At 38.8% G+C, this 15,882-nt stretch carries 14 protein-coding genes; 8 read left to right on the plus strand and 6 right to left on the minus strand.

What is annotated here, in order from left to right; genetic code table 11:
- Positions 1-37: 37 nt before the first annotated feature.
- Positions 38-865 (minus strand): nuclease-related domain-containing protein, encoded by an 828-nt coding sequence (locus tag BA1_RS11900; RefSeq protein WP_008359242.1) that lies wholly within the window; start codon positions 863-865, stop codon positions 38-40.
- 148 nt (positions 866-1,013) lie between these two features.
- On the opposite strand from BA1_RS11900, the gene BA1_RS11905 reads away from it, so the two are divergent.
- From BA1_RS11905 to BA1_RS11915, 3 genes are all read left to right on the plus strand, one after another.
- Positions 1,014-2,195 (plus strand): DUF1835 domain-containing protein, encoded by a 1,182-nt coding sequence (locus BA1_RS11905; protein WP_008359244.1) that lies wholly within the window; start codon positions 1,014-1,016, stop codon positions 2,193-2,195.
- A 217-nt stretch (positions 2,196-2,412) separates the two neighbouring features.
- Positions 2,413-2,982 carry a TMEM14 family protein gene (locus BA1_RS11910; protein WP_008359247.1) on the plus strand — a complete coding sequence of 190 codons (570 nt, stop codon included), beginning with the start codon at positions 2,413-2,415 and terminating at the stop codon, positions 2,980-2,982.
- A gap of 542 nt (positions 2,983-3,524) precedes the next feature.
- Positions 3,525-3,806: a hypothetical protein gene (locus BA1_RS11915; protein ID WP_008359250.1), complete on the plus strand. Its 282-nt coding sequence runs from the start codon at positions 3,525-3,527 to the stop codon at positions 3,804-3,806.
- 125 nt (positions 3,807-3,931) lie between these two features.
- On the opposite strand, the gene BA1_RS19490 is transcribed toward BA1_RS11915, so the two are convergent.
- Both BA1_RS19490 and BA1_RS19495 read right to left on the minus strand, forming a co-directional pair.
- Positions 3,932-4,630: a hypothetical protein gene (locus BA1_RS19490; protein WP_008359251.1), complete on the minus strand. Its 699-nt coding sequence runs from the start codon at positions 4,628-4,630 to the stop codon at positions 3,932-3,934.
- A 114-nt stretch (positions 4,631-4,744) separates the two neighbouring features.
- Positions 4,745-5,440, minus strand: a complete 696-nt coding sequence (locus tag BA1_RS19495; RefSeq protein WP_008359253.1) for an AcpB/EbpR/MafR family transcriptional regulator — start codon at positions 5,438-5,440, stop codon at positions 4,745-4,747.
- Positions 5,441-6,112: 672 nt separating this feature from the next.
- On the opposite strand from BA1_RS19495, the gene BA1_RS11925 reads away from it, so the two are divergent.
- The 3 genes from BA1_RS11925 to BA1_RS11935 are packed head-to-tail and all read left to right on the plus strand — an operon-like array spanning position 6,113 to position 13,199.
- A complete protein-coding gene (locus BA1_RS11925) occupies positions 6,113-12,247 on the plus strand; it encodes a SpaA isopeptide-forming pilin-related protein (RefSeq protein ID WP_034739262.1) in 6,135 nt (2,044 codons plus the stop codon).
- Between the two features lie 21 nt (positions 12,248-12,268).
- On the plus strand, positions 12,269-12,871 hold the full coding sequence (locus BA1_RS11930) for a class D sortase (RefSeq protein WP_034739286.1): 603 nt from the start codon (positions 12,269-12,271) through the stop codon (positions 12,869-12,871).
- Complete coding sequence (locus BA1_RS11935; RefSeq protein ID WP_008359259.1) at positions 12,864-13,199, plus strand: hypothetical protein; 336 nt, start codon at positions 12,864-12,866, stop codon at positions 13,197-13,199. Before BA1_RS11930 ends, BA1_RS11935 begins: the two co-directional genes overlap by 8 nt.
- Before the next feature lie 53 nt (positions 13,200-13,252).
- On the opposite strand, the gene BA1_RS11940 is transcribed toward BA1_RS11935, so the two are convergent.
- From BA1_RS11940 to BA1_RS11950, 3 genes are all read right to left on the minus strand, one after another.
- A complete protein-coding gene (locus BA1_RS11940) occupies positions 13,253-13,567 on the minus strand; it encodes a DMT family transporter (RefSeq protein WP_008359262.1) in 315 nt (104 codons plus the stop codon).
- A gap of 1 nt (position 13,568) precedes the next feature.
- Complete coding sequence (locus tag BA1_RS11945; protein WP_008359264.1) at positions 13,569-13,913, minus strand: DMT family transporter; 345 nt, start codon at positions 13,911-13,913, stop codon at positions 13,569-13,571.
- A 76-nt stretch (positions 13,914-13,989) separates the two neighbouring features.
- Positions 13,990-14,568: a TetR/AcrR family transcriptional regulator gene (locus BA1_RS11950; protein ID WP_008359267.1), complete on the minus strand. Its 579-nt coding sequence runs from the start codon at positions 14,566-14,568 to the stop codon at positions 13,990-13,992.
- Between the two features lie 167 nt (positions 14,569-14,735).
- On the opposite strand from BA1_RS11950, the gene BA1_RS11955 reads away from it, so the two are divergent.
- Positions 14,736-15,284, plus strand: coding sequence for a VanZ family protein (locus BA1_RS11955; RefSeq protein ID WP_008359269.1), 549 nt, complete (start codon positions 14,736-14,738; stop codon positions 15,282-15,284).
- On the plus strand, positions 15,281-15,796 hold the full coding sequence (locus tag BA1_RS11960; protein WP_008359271.1) for a DUF6884 domain-containing protein: 516 nt from the start codon (positions 15,281-15,283) through the stop codon (positions 15,794-15,796). The genes BA1_RS11955 and BA1_RS11960 overlap by 4 nt, the downstream gene beginning before the upstream one ends.
- Positions 15,797-15,882: the final 86 nt, after the last annotated feature.

Genomic DNA, 15,882 nt, shown 5'->3' on the forward strand with positions numbered 1-15,882 from the left:
TATTTGTCTCATCTGATGGGGTCAGTACCATGTTTCCTTACCTTTTTTGATTCGTAAATGTTTTTTGATGAGTATAGCAATAAATTTCCCCTTGGAATTTTGATTGGGACAAACAGTAAGATCGAACCTTTTCAGATACAGCAGATTGGCATTCATGGCAAACGGCATTCTTAGATTTTTTTTCAGAGGACGTTTGCTTAATGTGCTCAACATGCTGTTTCCGTAAGCTGTCATCCGTGATATTCGCTTGGCTGAGTAATTCAAACAAACGCTTTCTATCGCTCTCTGAATATATTGGTGCTGGCTTCTGTAGTCGGATATTTGCACTTTTTCGTTGGATAAATTCGGTCAATTCTATATCATAGATGACTAACTCATTCGAAGTGACTTTCCTTAATTCTTCATCTACTTTAAATGTACAGCGCTTCGTAAATGAGATCAAAGAAACGACTGATGAGGTATCGATCAAATCTTTTGCGCAACGCTTGATGGCTTGGATATGTCCATAATTTTGAGCGAGTGGACTCATAAACGGGAATTTCCCGTTTATGAGCCAGTTTTTACGCTTTTTTCCTCCGTAAATGGTACCTTGATAGTTCTTCGTTTCAATCACGAACAAGGCATGCGGTGAAATGACGATATGGTCGATTTGAGAATAACCTGTTGATGAAGCGGGGTTTTCTATCATCACATCATTCAAAAAAAGAAAACCCTTTGGCAATTGCGAGAGCTGAATATCGATTTTGTATTCCCCAAGTGCCCCTTTTCGTTCTGCTTTTTTGTTATTCGTTGTTTTTTGCTGGACGTTTTTCTGTACAACGGGTGTTGTCGTTTTTTTCTTCTTAAATAAAAAGTCTAGGAACATGTGTCTCCTCGATTCTGCCTCAATTTGTTCTGTATGTATTTTATCGTCTTGTTGTCGTACTTTTGAATGAAATTGACTCAATAGAATTGACGAAAGAACCAAGAATAGGTGAAGATGAAATAAACTGTAAGATAAAGGGAGACGAATGATGATACATATTGTATTTGGGGCAGCAGCTGCCGGTAGTTTAAAACAAGCATTACGAGAAATGAAGCTAGATCAAGAAGATGATATCATCGCCTTTAATGACATTTATTCGATTGGACCACTTCTACATTTGCATGAACATGAAGGACAGGAAAAGCGTAAAGCGTGGCTGCGTAACATGATATCAAATGAATTTGGCGATTTTGACGATATGGTCACCGATCAGCACAAAATGTTTCAGCAAATAAAAGATATAAAAGGAAGTACGAGTATTCTCATCTGGACAGGCAACAATGCACATGAACAAATAGCCTTACGATATGCCATCTATTTATTAAAAGAGAAAAACATTGAATTGTCTCTAATCAATACAACGACTGCATTTGATCATCTTTTCAATACAAAAACAAGACGAATGGATATTCGACATACCGGGGAAATCACACCTGGGAAATTTAAGGTTTTGTACGGGAGTAAAGATCATATTCAATTAGTGACAAAAGAAGAAAGAGAGAAATTAAAAAACGAATGGCTTTCATTTGCTCATGAGAACCATACCCTGAGGATATGGCGAAATGAACAAACGATTAACGTACCAGAAGATGAATTTGATGCATATTTAGTGAAAATGGCCAAGCGAGTTCATCAGTCAGACCAAGAGGAGTACATCAAGACGCCTCGCTTAATTGGAGAAGTCATTGGTCATTTAGAACAGTATATCGGAGATGATTTTATTGAGTATCGGCTAAAGAAGTTGATTGATCAGGGTGTTTTTGATATGAAAGGAAAACGGATTTCCATGCGTTATTACTCGATTAAACTGACAGCGTTTGGTCAGCACTTTAAAAAGTGGGTGTGCTGTCGTGAGTTTGAGGAACACCCATTTGTGAAAATAGAAGGAACCTACGGCGGTGTACCTTTTCAATGTGGACATTGTCAATGTCATTTAGAAAGAGATGAAGTACCTCTAAGCGATACGCTCTTCTCGAAAATCTGGTATTGGGCCATACAATATGGTCGCTGGTTTGACGAAGAGACAGAAGACTTGCTGCCATATGGAGTGGAAATGGAAAAGAGGTTCAATGAAGAAGGTGAGCGCATAACAGAAGACATAAAGCTGGCATTATCCCCTGCGTATCAAATCGAGTACATACCGAGTGAAATGACGAGATATTATATATAAAACAGCAGGGAAAGCTTCATTCATTTATATTAAGCATTCGTTGAGCTGAATGAACACGGATATTTCATTCTTATTTTTATTTATGATAAGAGAACTCAATAGACGCTTAAAGACCAAATCCACGATGGAAAGGGAAAATATTGAAACATTTATTCGATAAAAACGTAATACAGTTAGAGCGTTCAATAGAAACCTTTGAAATGGAGAGGAGAATGATATGGAGCAAGCCGCAATAAGAAAGATGAGAAGAAAACAAATAGCCGCCTGTAATTTAATAGCTGGCATCATGATCGTGACTTTTTTTATTTTGATTCAAATTTCTGAAATTCGATTTACACATTTCTTTTTTTGTTTAGGAATTTTAATGCTCATACAAGGCATTATAGGCTTTATCAAAAAAGGATCAACGAAGTCTTTCATTCCCATTTTCGAGCAGGCAGCCATTTATGAAAAAGAGAAACTGGGGAAAGAGTGGGAGAAAGAACAGAGATCAGAAAACATTTCAAGATTGGTATTGAGCGGTCTGATGTTCCTTCAGTCATTTAGTTTCCAAGATGTAACGAACCCATTCTTTGACTTACAACCTGCATATCTATTTTTTTTATTGATTATTGCTCTAGCTCTTATCAATGTAAGCATGCTTTTTCGCTTTAGAAAAATTGACCGGTCTACTGAAAAGCATGAATTAGAGGGCTTTACAAAAGAAGCAAATATGATGTCAATGGCCTTTGGCCTTTTGACCGTAATCGTCATATTCATTTTTATCGTCGTCTTTGTCCTTCCTTAAAAGAATCATTTAACATGTCGAGGTGAAACAAATGAATGAAACGATACAGCATCTGATCGATCAGACAAGGGTGACATTTCATAGATAAGAAAGAGATGTTTCAATTATGCGGGATACTCAACCTCCAGATGAAATCACCATTTCAAAGCAAGAAGCCAGGATATTTGAATAGGCACTTTACCCATTTTGAAAGAACAGGAAGGTGCTGTTCTTTTTTTTGTCCCATCCCCCTCATTTTTTGAAGAAAAATGGAATATTGTAGCAGGAAGTTGTCGTTTCATCACGAAAGGAAACAGATAAGAATATGATCATAGGTCCATTGTTTGGATTCGTGATGGAGTCAATGAGAAGACATCGTAAACGTTTGTATATATAAAATAGTCGTGACAGTATAGTTGATCTACAATTGATTTCTAACTAAGAGAGAAATTGTGTCTCAAGTCGTATGCGAAAATACGTGTGCCGAGATCATATGATGAGTTGATGATGTTTGTGTTTAGGTGAGTTTGAAGTCAAGATAGAAGAAAGTGAGGATATCTACCTTGAGTACATTGGAAGTGTTTCGTCAGTTTTTGGTTGACCATTATCCTTCGTTACAAGATGAGCTTTGGCTGAAAGATGTTGATACCCTTCGAATCTCTCCTATTCTTCATCCTTTTCTGAAAAGAAAGCTGCCAGAAGGGATTGAAAAATTCACTTGTGTGCTATTCACGCAGCAGACAGATCAAACAGATGCTCCGCTCAAAGTATATCTTTTGTTAGATGAACATGAGCAGTCACTTTATGCCATTGATTTGATGAATGAACAAATCGTGCTTCACTAATGAAGAAAGCAGGAAACAGATATTCCTGAAAAAGGCTGTTGAGAGATGCTCAACAGCTTTTTTTCATGAAGTTTTTCTATTTTATAACGAAATGACACCAATGAATACCATATAATTCTGATGATTCAGTCGGTCATGTCAGATATTTTTCGGTGTAAGTTGTCTAATTCTTTCTTCGTTGGAAAAGAGCTGATCAGTAGCGTAGATCGCCCAAATTGAATAGGGAGCTCTGTATCCGTCACAATCACATCTATTTGAAGTTGTTCCATGGTCGATTCATTTAAAGTATTTTCGGGACTTGTGAAAATGTGAATCAGGGGAGGTACTCTCAATTTAATTAAATCTGCAATAAACAAGCTGTGATTATAGCCTAGCGTTGAAGTAACAAAAATGTTCAGTATGTTTCTTCGTTCCATTTCCAATTGAACAAGTCCTCTCCAATTAGATGTAATGATACGAATTAATTCTCGTTCGTTCTTAACAAAAGAGGCTAGGATGTCATCTGTTTTTGACTGCTGAATGATATGGGTGATTCTTGAATAAAAATAGGGCAGCTGCTTTTTTACCTCAGATAAATAATGCGATTTCTTTTTAAAAAGGAAGCCATCTCTTCCAGTAATTTCATTAGAATACACGTAATATTGGAGAAGAAGTAATGTTAGTACCTTTCGATTCGCAATGTCTGTATGATAAATCAATGCCAATTGATTGATAAATGAATGGATGGCTTCATATAGATGTGGTGCATGTGACTGAAAGAATGTCAATTTTTCTTCCACAGATTCAATTGATTTAAAGTGGCCGATCGATGGTTCAATCAACAATAAAAAGACAAATTCATGATGATCCAGTGTAATATCAAATATGTCCTTCGCCTTTTGACAAATATGATCCTCCCAAGCTCTGATTTGACTATAAATGCTTTTAGCTGTAGAGGACTATTTGTCTTCAAGCATGGAGTAGGTAAAATTACGTTTGATCGTATAGTTCTTGCGGATTCGATGAATAAATACGCCAAGCCATAGGCAGTATTTATCAATGGCGACATCAGGTACAGTCACTTGAACCACCTGAAATAGCTCTTGTAAGAGATCAGCTGCATCTTGTTTTTGAATCTCATCAAACGGCCAAAGTCTGCTTCCATACACTTCAAATAAAAACTCCACAAAGAAATGCCGTATCTCTTTTTCATTTCCATAGAACTGCATACTATCTGGACGTAACTCAATGTCATAGGAGGCTAACACAGAATTGATTTTATTGATTGTATTATACAGCGTGGATCTGCTGATATTGAGAACGTCCATCCATTCATAAAAAGACATGTTTTGTTCGAAAAATATCCCTTCAATCAAACGTATTTCAATATTGTCTTTTAGAATCTCCTTTATATAGTAATCCACTCGCAAGGTCTGCGTAAAACAAATGGATATGCCTTGTCTTGGTTTCATTCGAATTAATGGCTCTCCATCCTCTGTTTGAAATGATTTCATCTGTTCTAAATCACTTTGTATCGCACGAACAGAGCCGATTTTCTTCTTCGATATTTCTTGAAGAGTCCACCATTTATTTTGGGATACAAGCAGCTTTAAAATGTTGATCCATCGCCGTGATTTATTATCAATGAGTTCCATCAAACAAATAACTCCTTTCTCAAGTATGAGGTAATCAGAATAGACATGAAATGATTGTAATCTTTAGGTGATTTTGATTTGTCTTCTCTTTTCATGATAAAGAAGAAAAAAATTAGACGAAATCGAATTTTATTAGCTGATTCGCCAAATTTTTCCTTTAAAATGGTCTTATTGATTCATAAATATCGAAAAAATGGAGCATTTTAGGAATTTAGTCTATTTTTTTGCTGTCAAAACGGTAAATAAAAGAATAAAAAGTAGAGGGTTTTTGATTAACATATGTAAAGAAGCAGAGAGGAATGCTGTCTATATGATACTGCAATGTCCTACCGCCATACCATTCATGACAAGCTTACTTTTCATATGATTGGACCATATGTGAATACATGCTTATATAAGCATGTATATATTGACCATTCAAAAAATAACAGATACGTACCAATTGTTCAATCTGCGATTCCTCTCGTCATTCCCCATTTTCCACGCCACTATCCAGCCGCATGAGTCATTCATTTGAGCATTTTTTATACGAAGTATTATTTTTCTCTTTGCATGCATAGGGTCTTAAGGTGTGATTTTTGATGGGTGATATTACATAAATAAGCGGGGTGAGTGTCTCCAGTCACGTGATGTAACTTGTGTTGAAATTGATTGAAGAAAAGGGTGAATGTATTGAAAAAGATTTTGTCACTAAATCTCATTATTGTATTATTTATACAATCTAGTATATTAGGAATCTTTCCTTTGGCAAATGCACAAGCCGAAGAATTCCAAAAAGACATTTATCGCAGCATTGAGTTTGCTGATGACGAAGGGAATATTTTATCAGACCATGAAGATCAGCATATAAGTAAAGCCATTGTACATTGGTCAATCAAAGGAATCGAAATAAAAAGAGGATATCCGTATGTACTCTCTCTTCCTTCAACGATTCAGGTAGAGAAGGAACAAAAAGAGTCGATCATCGTCAATCAAATACATGTTGGCGATTATACCGTTTCTAAACAAAATGAAGTGACCGTCGTATTGAAAGAAGACGTTGAGCTTGACCCAAATTTAGAAGAAACATTGGTCATTGAAGTAACGAATACAGCGGCACAAAAAGAAAAAACAAAGCAAAGTAAAGAAACCTCTGCTGCAGGTGACTCAATCACAACGGAGGAAGAACAGACAAGCAACGTGCAAGAAGACGTTCAACCGCAGCAAAAACAAACCGAGGAGGATGAATTACTCAATAAAGTCCAAGTGTCTAAGCGCTTAGGATTACAAAGTGTTACTCAACAAACGCTGATTAAAGAGAATATTCTCACGGATGCTCAATTAAAGTATGAAGATCAGCAAGGGAACCCAGTCGATAAACCAGATATAAACTCGCTTATTTCAATGAACTATGAGTGGGCGCTTCCAAATGGGCATAGCTACAATGGTGGAGATGAATTTCATTTCAAGGTTCCAGATGAATTAGTGATTTACGAAAAAATCAATCGTCTTGAGATGAAATTTAATCAGACGACCATTGGTTATTTTTCAGTAGATGAAAGTGGAAACGCCTCCATAGAGTTCACTGATTTTATCAAGCAATATTCAAACATCCATGGAACACTCCAAATTTGGACGAAATTAGATCAACAAACAGTCGTAACCGAAGAAAAAGAAATCAGCATTACCCCAATTGAAGGGAAGGATACCGTAACAATTCCTATCCATTACCTGCCAAGTGGTCCAAACGTTTCAAAAAAGGGTGAGCCAAATCGATCGTACAATGCTGAAACCATTCAATGGACAGTAGATTTTAATATGGACTTAGATGATGTCAAGCAAGCCAGGCTAGTGGATCCGATTCAAAACGGTCAATCTTTGAAAAAAGATTCGATCAAGCTTTACCGCATTGATACAAAGCTGAATGGTGAAACATCAATTGGCCAGCAGATTGACGAAAGTCACTACACAATAGGGCAAACAGAAGATGGTCAAGATTTCGTGATCGAATTTAAAGATGAAGTGCATCTGGCCTATCGTTTAGTGTATGAGACTGACATCACTGACCAAGATCAGTCTACGTTTCGTAATAAAGCATCACTTGTCTCAGGTGATAAGGTGATCAGTGCTGCTGAAGGAACAGTAAATGTCACAAGAGGCAGTCCTTTAGAAAAAAGGGCCGCTCACTACGATCCAGTGACCCAGACCATTACATGGGAAATTCGTTATAACTACAATGAAAAGGCGATTGCCAAAAAGGATGCTATATTAGTCGACTTTTTTAATGGCACACAGGAGCTCATTTCCGATTCATTTCAAGTGAAGGAAGTCACCATTGATCAAAATGGTGCTGAAGCAGGGACAAAGGATGAGGAAGATTACACCATTCAAGATCAACAAAAGGGCGATCAAAACGGATTTGTTCTTCAATTCAATCATGATATTCAATCAGCCTACCTCATTACGTATAAAACAAAAGCCACAGAGCGAATTTTTGAGGCTGAACAGATTGTCAATACCGTTACGGCTGGCGACGAGAGCAAACAAGCCAATCAAAGGATTGATCAACAAATCTTGACGAAACACCATGGAACACCGAACTACAAGAACAAAACCATTCCTTGGAGTATCACGTTCAATAAGGACCAACAAGTGATGAACAATCTGACGCTAAAGGATACTTTCACAAATGAAGGATTGACGCTGCAAAAGGACAGTTTGAAAGTCATGACGGGGAATACAGTTCTTGAAGAAGGCATTGATTATCAAATCGTCGAGCATGAAAATGGATTTGATATTCAATTGACAAAAGAAATCAAGACCGAACATACCGTCACGTATACAACTTCATTTGATTATGAAAAAAGAGCAGATAAAGATCAAAAGAATCTGCGGAATCATGTGAAGCTCGAATGGACCAATGAAGATGGGAAAGACCTAACGAAGGAGACTGATGCTGTCTTCACACCGGACACGTATACGCAATCCAATGGCTTTAAGAATGGATCATATAATGCCAAGACGAAAGAGATCACATGGAATATTGGTGTGAACTATAACCTAAAGCATCTAGATGAGGCAAGAGTTCAAGATTTCATTCAAGGAAACCAGCGATTGGTCAAAGATTCAATCACCATTTATTCGCTTGATCTAGATGGTGGAGAAAATGGTACGGAAGAGAAAGAGATCCTGCCTAAAGAGGATTATGAAATCAAATTCCTTGAAAATGAAAAAGGAGAAACAGGATTTGAAGTCATCTTCAAAAAAGCAATTGATTCACCATACAAAATCACATATAAGACGAGTCTTGAAGGGATGGCTTTAGTAGAGAAAACGTATGGAAATAAAGCAACCCTTTATGAAGGAAACACGAAAGAATCTGATGTGAATGCGGTAGTTTCTATCCCAAATGGCGGGAAATACACGAGCAAATCAGGGAATCAACAGGGGAAAGTAGTTGATTGGAGGCTGAATATCAACTTTGGTCAATCGACAGTACAAGATGCAACGATCATCGATCATCCGAGCGATAATCAAGCATTAATAGAACATTCTTTTCACCTTTATACGACGACAATAGATGAAAAGGGGCAAGTGACAAAAAAGGATGAGTTAGAAAAAGGGAAAGATTATGAGCTAAATCTGGCACTTAATCCAGATTCTTTTCAAATCCAATTTAAAGAAGAAATCACCAGACCGTATATTTTGGAATACCAATCTCTCATTCTAGATAAAGTGGGAAGTACACTACAAAACGAAGTGACTTTTAAAGGCGAAAATGTTCAAGAAATAAAGAAAGAATCAGAAGCCTCAATTGTTGTAAAACGTACGGCTGGTATGGGAGATGGAACGGGATCTGCTGGTGCGTTAACCATCAAAAAGGTAGATGCGAGCAGTGGAAAAGTGCTAAAAGGTGCGAACTTCTCCTTGACCGATGCTGTAAGTGGAATCGTCATCGGCAACAAGACGACAGATGAAGAAGGAAATCTCATGTTTGATCGTCTATTGTATGGCGACTATACAGTAACAGAAATGAAAGCACCTGATGGTTATATCAAAAACGATGAAGCGATACAGGTAACGATTGATCAGCCATATGAAGCAGGAGATCAAACGAAAATGGGAACGGTCATGACCGTTCAGAACCAAGAGATCAAGCAGCATGTCAAATTGACGAAAAAAGATAGAGATACAGGCGAAGCATTAGAGAATGCGGAATTTGAACTGAAGAATGAAGCAGGAGATACGGTACAAACCAATATGAAAACGGATGAAAAGGGAGAAATCCTTTTCAAAGACCTTGAACCAGGTTCCTATTATTTTGTTGAAACAAAAGCGCCGAAAGGCTATCAACTAAATACTCAGAAATGGCCGTTTACCATCAAAGAGAATCAAACGGAAACAACACTTGTGACAGCCATGAATGAGATTCTGACAGGTTCCGTAGAACTGAGCAAACTCGGTGAAGGCAATGAGAGACTAGCAGGTGCACAATTCAAGCTTTTAGATAATGATGGACATGAATTGAATGGGCATCTTGTGACAGGAGAAGATGGCAAGGTGATGGTCGATCATCTAAGGCCAGGTACGTATCAATTGATCGAAACAAAAGCACCTGAAGGCTATGAACTGGATGATACGCCGATTAAATTTGAAGTTCCGCTTGATCCAAAAGAGCCGGTTACCGTCTCGAAAAAGAACCTATATCAAACAAGTGCAGTAGAAGTCATCAAAGAAGGGGAAGATGGCAAGACGCTGCAAGGTGTTCGCTTTGACATTCTTGATCAGAATGGAGAAGTCGTTCGGAAGGGTTTAGAAACAGATGAGGATGGAAAACTTTTTGTCGACAATCTCAAACCGGGCAAATATCAGCTTGTAGAGACAGAGAGTGTGGAAGGCTATGTAACCAAGAGTACACCATATCCTTTTAACATAGAATTTGCACAACAAACACCAACAGTGATCAACGTGATCAATGACCTCAAAACGGGCTCTGTCCAGCTTACGAAGCTTGGCGAAAAGAATGATGTACTGGAAGGTGCAGAGTTCAAGCTTTTAGATGCAAATGGAAAAGAGATCGAAACCGGACTAATCACAAATCGAGATGGGAAGATCACAATCAATGATCTTAAACCGGGAACCTATCAATTTGTTGAAACGAAGGCTCCATTTGGTCATGAACGTGATGAAACACCTGTGACCTTCGCTATTCCATTTAATCCTCAAAAGATGGTGAACGTAACAAAAGAAAATAGCCGAAAAACAGGCGGTGTCGCGTTACAGAAAAAAGGAGAAGATGGCAAATCATTAGAAGGTGTTGTCTTTGATTTGTTCGATGAACATGGAAAAATGGTTGAAGGTGGAGAAGGACTGATCACAAATCAAGAGGGTCAGATTAAGTTCTCGGGTCTGAAACCAGGAAGCTATCAATTTGTCGAAACGAAAAGTGTGGAAGGCTATGAATTGAGTGAAAAACCACTTGTATTTAAGGTTGAACTAGGCCAAACAGAAGCGGTTCATGTTGAAGCAATCAATCAACTAAAGAAAGGCTCAGTAGAACTGACGAAATTAGGCGAAGAAAAGGAAAGACTCGAAGGAGCAGAATTTACACTCTTAAATGAAAATGGAAAAGAACTCATGTCAGGTTTAAAAACCGATAAGAATGGCACCATTACTGTAAACGATCTGAACCCAGGATCATATCAATTCATTGAAACGAAAGCACCATTCGGCCATCAATTGGACTCAAAACCAGTTGACTTTAAGATTGAATTTAACCCTCAAAAAAAGGTCGAAGTCACAAAGGAAAATGTCCGTATGACGAGTGCTGTAAAGCTTCAGAAAAAAGGGGAGGATGGCAAGCGATTAGCTGGTGTGACCTTCGATCTGTTCGATGGACATGACAAGCGAATCAAGAAAGGACTGAAAACCGACCGAAATGGCCAAGTGACAGTTGATGCTCTGAAGCCAGGAACCTACCACTTTGTCGAGACAGCAAGCATAGCAGGCTATGAATTGGATCAGACACCGATCTCCTTTACTATTCAACTAGGTCAAGACAAACCGGCAAAAGTAGAGATGATCAATAAGCTCAGCCCAGGTGCGGTGGAACTCACCAAAGTGGATGAAGAAGGACACACGCTAGAACATGCAGAATTTGATCTTCTTACTCATGAAGGAAAGACATTGAAAAGGGCACTTGTCACGGATCAAGAGGGCAAAATAAGAATCAATGACCTAAAACCGGGTGATTATCAATTGATTGAAACAAAAGCACCTCATGGGTATCAATTAAATGGAACATCCATTCCATTTACCATTGAGAAGAATCAGAAAAAACCCCTTCAATTAACAGCAAAGAATCAGTTGATCTTAGGAAGCCTTCGCATCATAAAAGTAGACCGTCAAACAGATAGAACCTTAAAAGGAGCAACCTTTGATATTCAATCGAAAGGCGGAAAAACCATACAATCTGTGACAACAGGAAAAGAGGGGGAAGTCATCGTCAAAGGGCTTAAACCTGGTAACTATACACTCACAGAAACGAAAGCACCAGACGGTTATATGACTTTAAAGAAGCCAATCAAGTTCACAATTGAAATGGGCCAATTAAATATAAAGACCATCATCGTAAAAAATGAAGCAGTGAAGAATGATCAGAATCATTCCAATCCGCCAAGCTCTCATGAAGGTGATCAGCAACCACCTCATAACGGTGAACTTCCAAAGACCGGGGAAGAATGGCTACGCTATTTGATGTATGCAGGGATTTTACTAGTAGCTGCTGGAACTGTTTTACTTGTTGTCAGAAGAAGAGCCATTCAATAAAAGGAGGGAATGAGTCTATTGGTGAAAACAAAAACCCTATTAGGCGGCCTTTTGGTGTTCATGGGTCTTATGCTCATCTCCTTTCCTTTGATATATGAATGGCAAAAATCTCAAGAGACAGCTGCAATGGAACGAGCGCTTAAGATGATGGGGGAAAATGACAGTGATGACCTTTCTTCCATTCCACATTTAACGTTGTCAGAGGAAGACCTGCGTGACGTCATGGAGCTTGAGATCCCTTCAATTGATTTAAACGAAAAAGTGTTGCCTGTCACCTCAGCAGAAAATTTAAGCATTGCACTGACTCAAATCAAACCTCATCAAATACCTGGGAAAGGGAATTTTACGATTGCAGGTCATAGAGGATTTCGAGGAGATCGTCTTTTTCGACAGCTGCCAGAGGTGCCTAAAGGGGAAAACGTCCTCTTACATCATCAAGGGGAAACATACGAATATAAAATTGTCAGCTCTGCTACAATTGAGCCGACGAACGTGGATGTATTAAAAGATCAAGGGGAAGATGAACTGACATTGATCACCTGTACACTCGATGGCAAGAAACGCTTTGTCTTAAAAGGGATACGAACAAATGAACATAAGAATGAGCGTAGTTCCCATGCATAAGTACAATGTATTAGATACGGGCTGCGAGGAAAAAAAAGGGAATAAATTGTTGAGTATTGACATGCTGCATCAATTGTTAATAGAACATTATCCCACATTAAAAAGTGAACATTGGGTGGTTGATGTGGATACCATTCGGGCATCACCCATTCTGCACCCTTCATTAAAAAGAAAACTACCGTTTGGTGTCGAGAAATTCACCTGTGTTTTGTTCAAGCAACAGACAATATCTCTTGGCTCCCCCTTGATTGTTTACTTTTTATTGGATGAGAAAGGCGAGTCGTTTTACGCAATAGATCTCTTGGTTGAACAGGACTTTACTCATTAAATGAAATGTAAAAAAGGAAGGGATATGCCCCTTCCTTTTTTTGGTTGATTTATTTAGGCAAACAATTTCAGCCCAACCACGCCAATCACAATCAGCAGTAGACTAAGTATCCGAATGATGTTTTTCGATTCTTTAAATAGAATCATATGAAACAAGACTGAGCCAGCCGTACCAAGTCCAATCCAGACCGTATAGGCGATGGACACTTGAAGAGACGAGAACGAGGCGTATAAAAACAAAAAGGATAAGGCGAAGCCTCCGACAAACAGGATGCCTGTTGTGATTTGTTTTTTCTTACTAAACATATTCAAGCCGATGGTCCCGCCGATTTCGCAGGCAGAGGCTAATAGCACAAAAAACCAGCCCATGTTATACCGCTTCTCCTTTCTGCTCAAGCGCCTTTCTATCAGACACTTTTAGTCCAATAATCCCGAGGAGTAAAATCCCCATAAATAAGAGCTTCTCTAATGAAAACGAACCGCCGAACAGCGCATAATCCATAATAGACGTACCAATCGTCCCAACTCCAGCGAACACAGCGTACACTGTCCCTGTCGGCAGCTTTTCACAGGCCTTCATGAGAAAATAAAAATCAATCGGGATGAGGCAGATAATGACCGCCCACTCCCAAACAGCATCTGCTTTATTTAAACCAAACACCCAAAGTAATTCGAATAAACAAGTGAGTGCGACATATATCCAGCTTTTCTTCATCATCTTTCCTCCTAGAACTGACGATTCGTCATTTTGAAACCAAAAAAGAGCGTACAGCATCATGTGCTGTACTATGTTAAGGTGTCTCTATGCCAAGTGCGTAAAGGAGAAATTGCTTGACCTCTCGTTTTTGAATGAGGACCTCATCTGTATCTGTTTCTGTAAATAAATACATTTGTTCAGCTGAAGATTCCAGCAATCCGATAATAAACTTCGCTGCATAATGACAATTCAAATTTTCACGTACTCTTTTGTCCTGTTTTGCCTTTTCTAAAAAAGCGGCAACCCATTTGTAAATCGGTTCATAAATATCTTCCCATTCTTTTAAATGCTCGGTGGCAGCTAAACCTGAGTAGGTTAGGGCAAGAACATCACGGTATTGTCTTGTAAAAGCGAAAATAAATTCAACAAGCGCATCTGCTTGATCGAGTACATCTGCATGCTGAGTCAATTCCTTTTCAATCGCAGGCACCATCTGTGCGATGAGATGTTCTGCGATGGCAGGCATAACAGATAGCTTCGACGGAAAATATAAGTAAAATGTTCCTTGTGCAACCCCTGCTGTTTTCACAATATCCGATATGGTCGTCTTTTCAATTCCTTTTTCTTTAAACGCCTCAATCGCAGCAAGCATAATTTTTTCTCGTTTCGACATATGATCACCGACCTTAAATGACTGAATGTCAGTCAGTATAACGAGAAAATGACGATTTGTCAATGTGGCATCCTCTGATGGATTGTGAGAATAAGTGATGAATAGAGGCAGGCTTGAATAAGCTGTAATATGGTCAAGCATCACGTGAGAAAGGGGCAGCTCTTTGTATGACATCCAGCGTTATGTTTTCAATGGCTTATTTCCTCCTGCTCGTCCCGTTCTATCTATATATGAGATACAGGCTGGCAAAAAAGAAGAAACGCTTTATCTATTTACGAACAGAAATGGTTCTTGCCTGTCTGTTTGTTTATACGAATGTTCTCTTGTATTTGACGGTTTTTCCGAATCGTTTTTCTGCGGCAAGAGATCAAGTGAGCGTCAATCTCATTCCTTTTCACTCAATCCATCAAAATCTTCACGCCTATCACCACGGCTATCCAAATCTCGTCTTTTTCAATTTGGCAGGAAACATTCTATTATTTGTTCCGCTCGGTTTTTTTCTCTATCAAACCTTTCGGACCATGCGCTGGCAAAAGGCGGTGCTGGCTGGGTTTATGCTGTCAGCGATGATTGAAGTCCTTCAGTGGATATTCTCACAATCTGGTATGATTACAAGAAGCAGTGATATAGATGATATCATTTTAAATACACTTGGAGCAGCGCTAGGCTGCATTGTCTATCAGATATATCGACGAAGGAAGGAGAATACGAGGTGAAACGAATATGTATCATCCCGTGCGGCGCCAAGAAAATATGGGACGTGCATCCAGAGGCAGGAAGCCAGCCAGCGGGTCTCGTCTACTTAAGTCCGCTCCACCAGCGAACGAAAATCTATGCGCAAACATTCTTTTCAGACTGGATGATTTTATCCGCAAAGCACGGATTCTTAAAGGCAGATGACATTGTTCATGAAAATTATGATGTAGCATTTGGCACACCACACAAAGAACAGCTCACGCGAGAAGAACTGAGTCATCAATTCCATGAAAAAAATCTCGCCACATATGATGAGCTTGTCATACTAGGTGGAAAGAAATATCGGAAAGTGATGGACCCTTTATTACAGCCTCACCAACAAGCGAATTATCCGCTCGCTCCCTATCAAGGCATTGGCTATATGCTTCAGGCATTAAAGAGAGCGGCTGAGACAAAAATAGAACTTTCTCCGCATATTTCATGCACTCATGTCTCTTTGCAAGCAGGGTTTTCATCATCAAAAAGAGAATAATTGAAGGAGCGATGTGAATGGTTTTTCATATCTTTTCAGCAGCCACTAGGATGTCCGCATCGCTCATGAAGAAGTGGCTCAATGAA

The organism is Bacillus xiamenensis (genome assembly GCF_000300535.1).
GTDB classification, from domain to species: Bacteria; Bacillota; Bacilli; order Bacillales; family Bacillaceae; genus Bacillus; species Bacillus xiamenensis.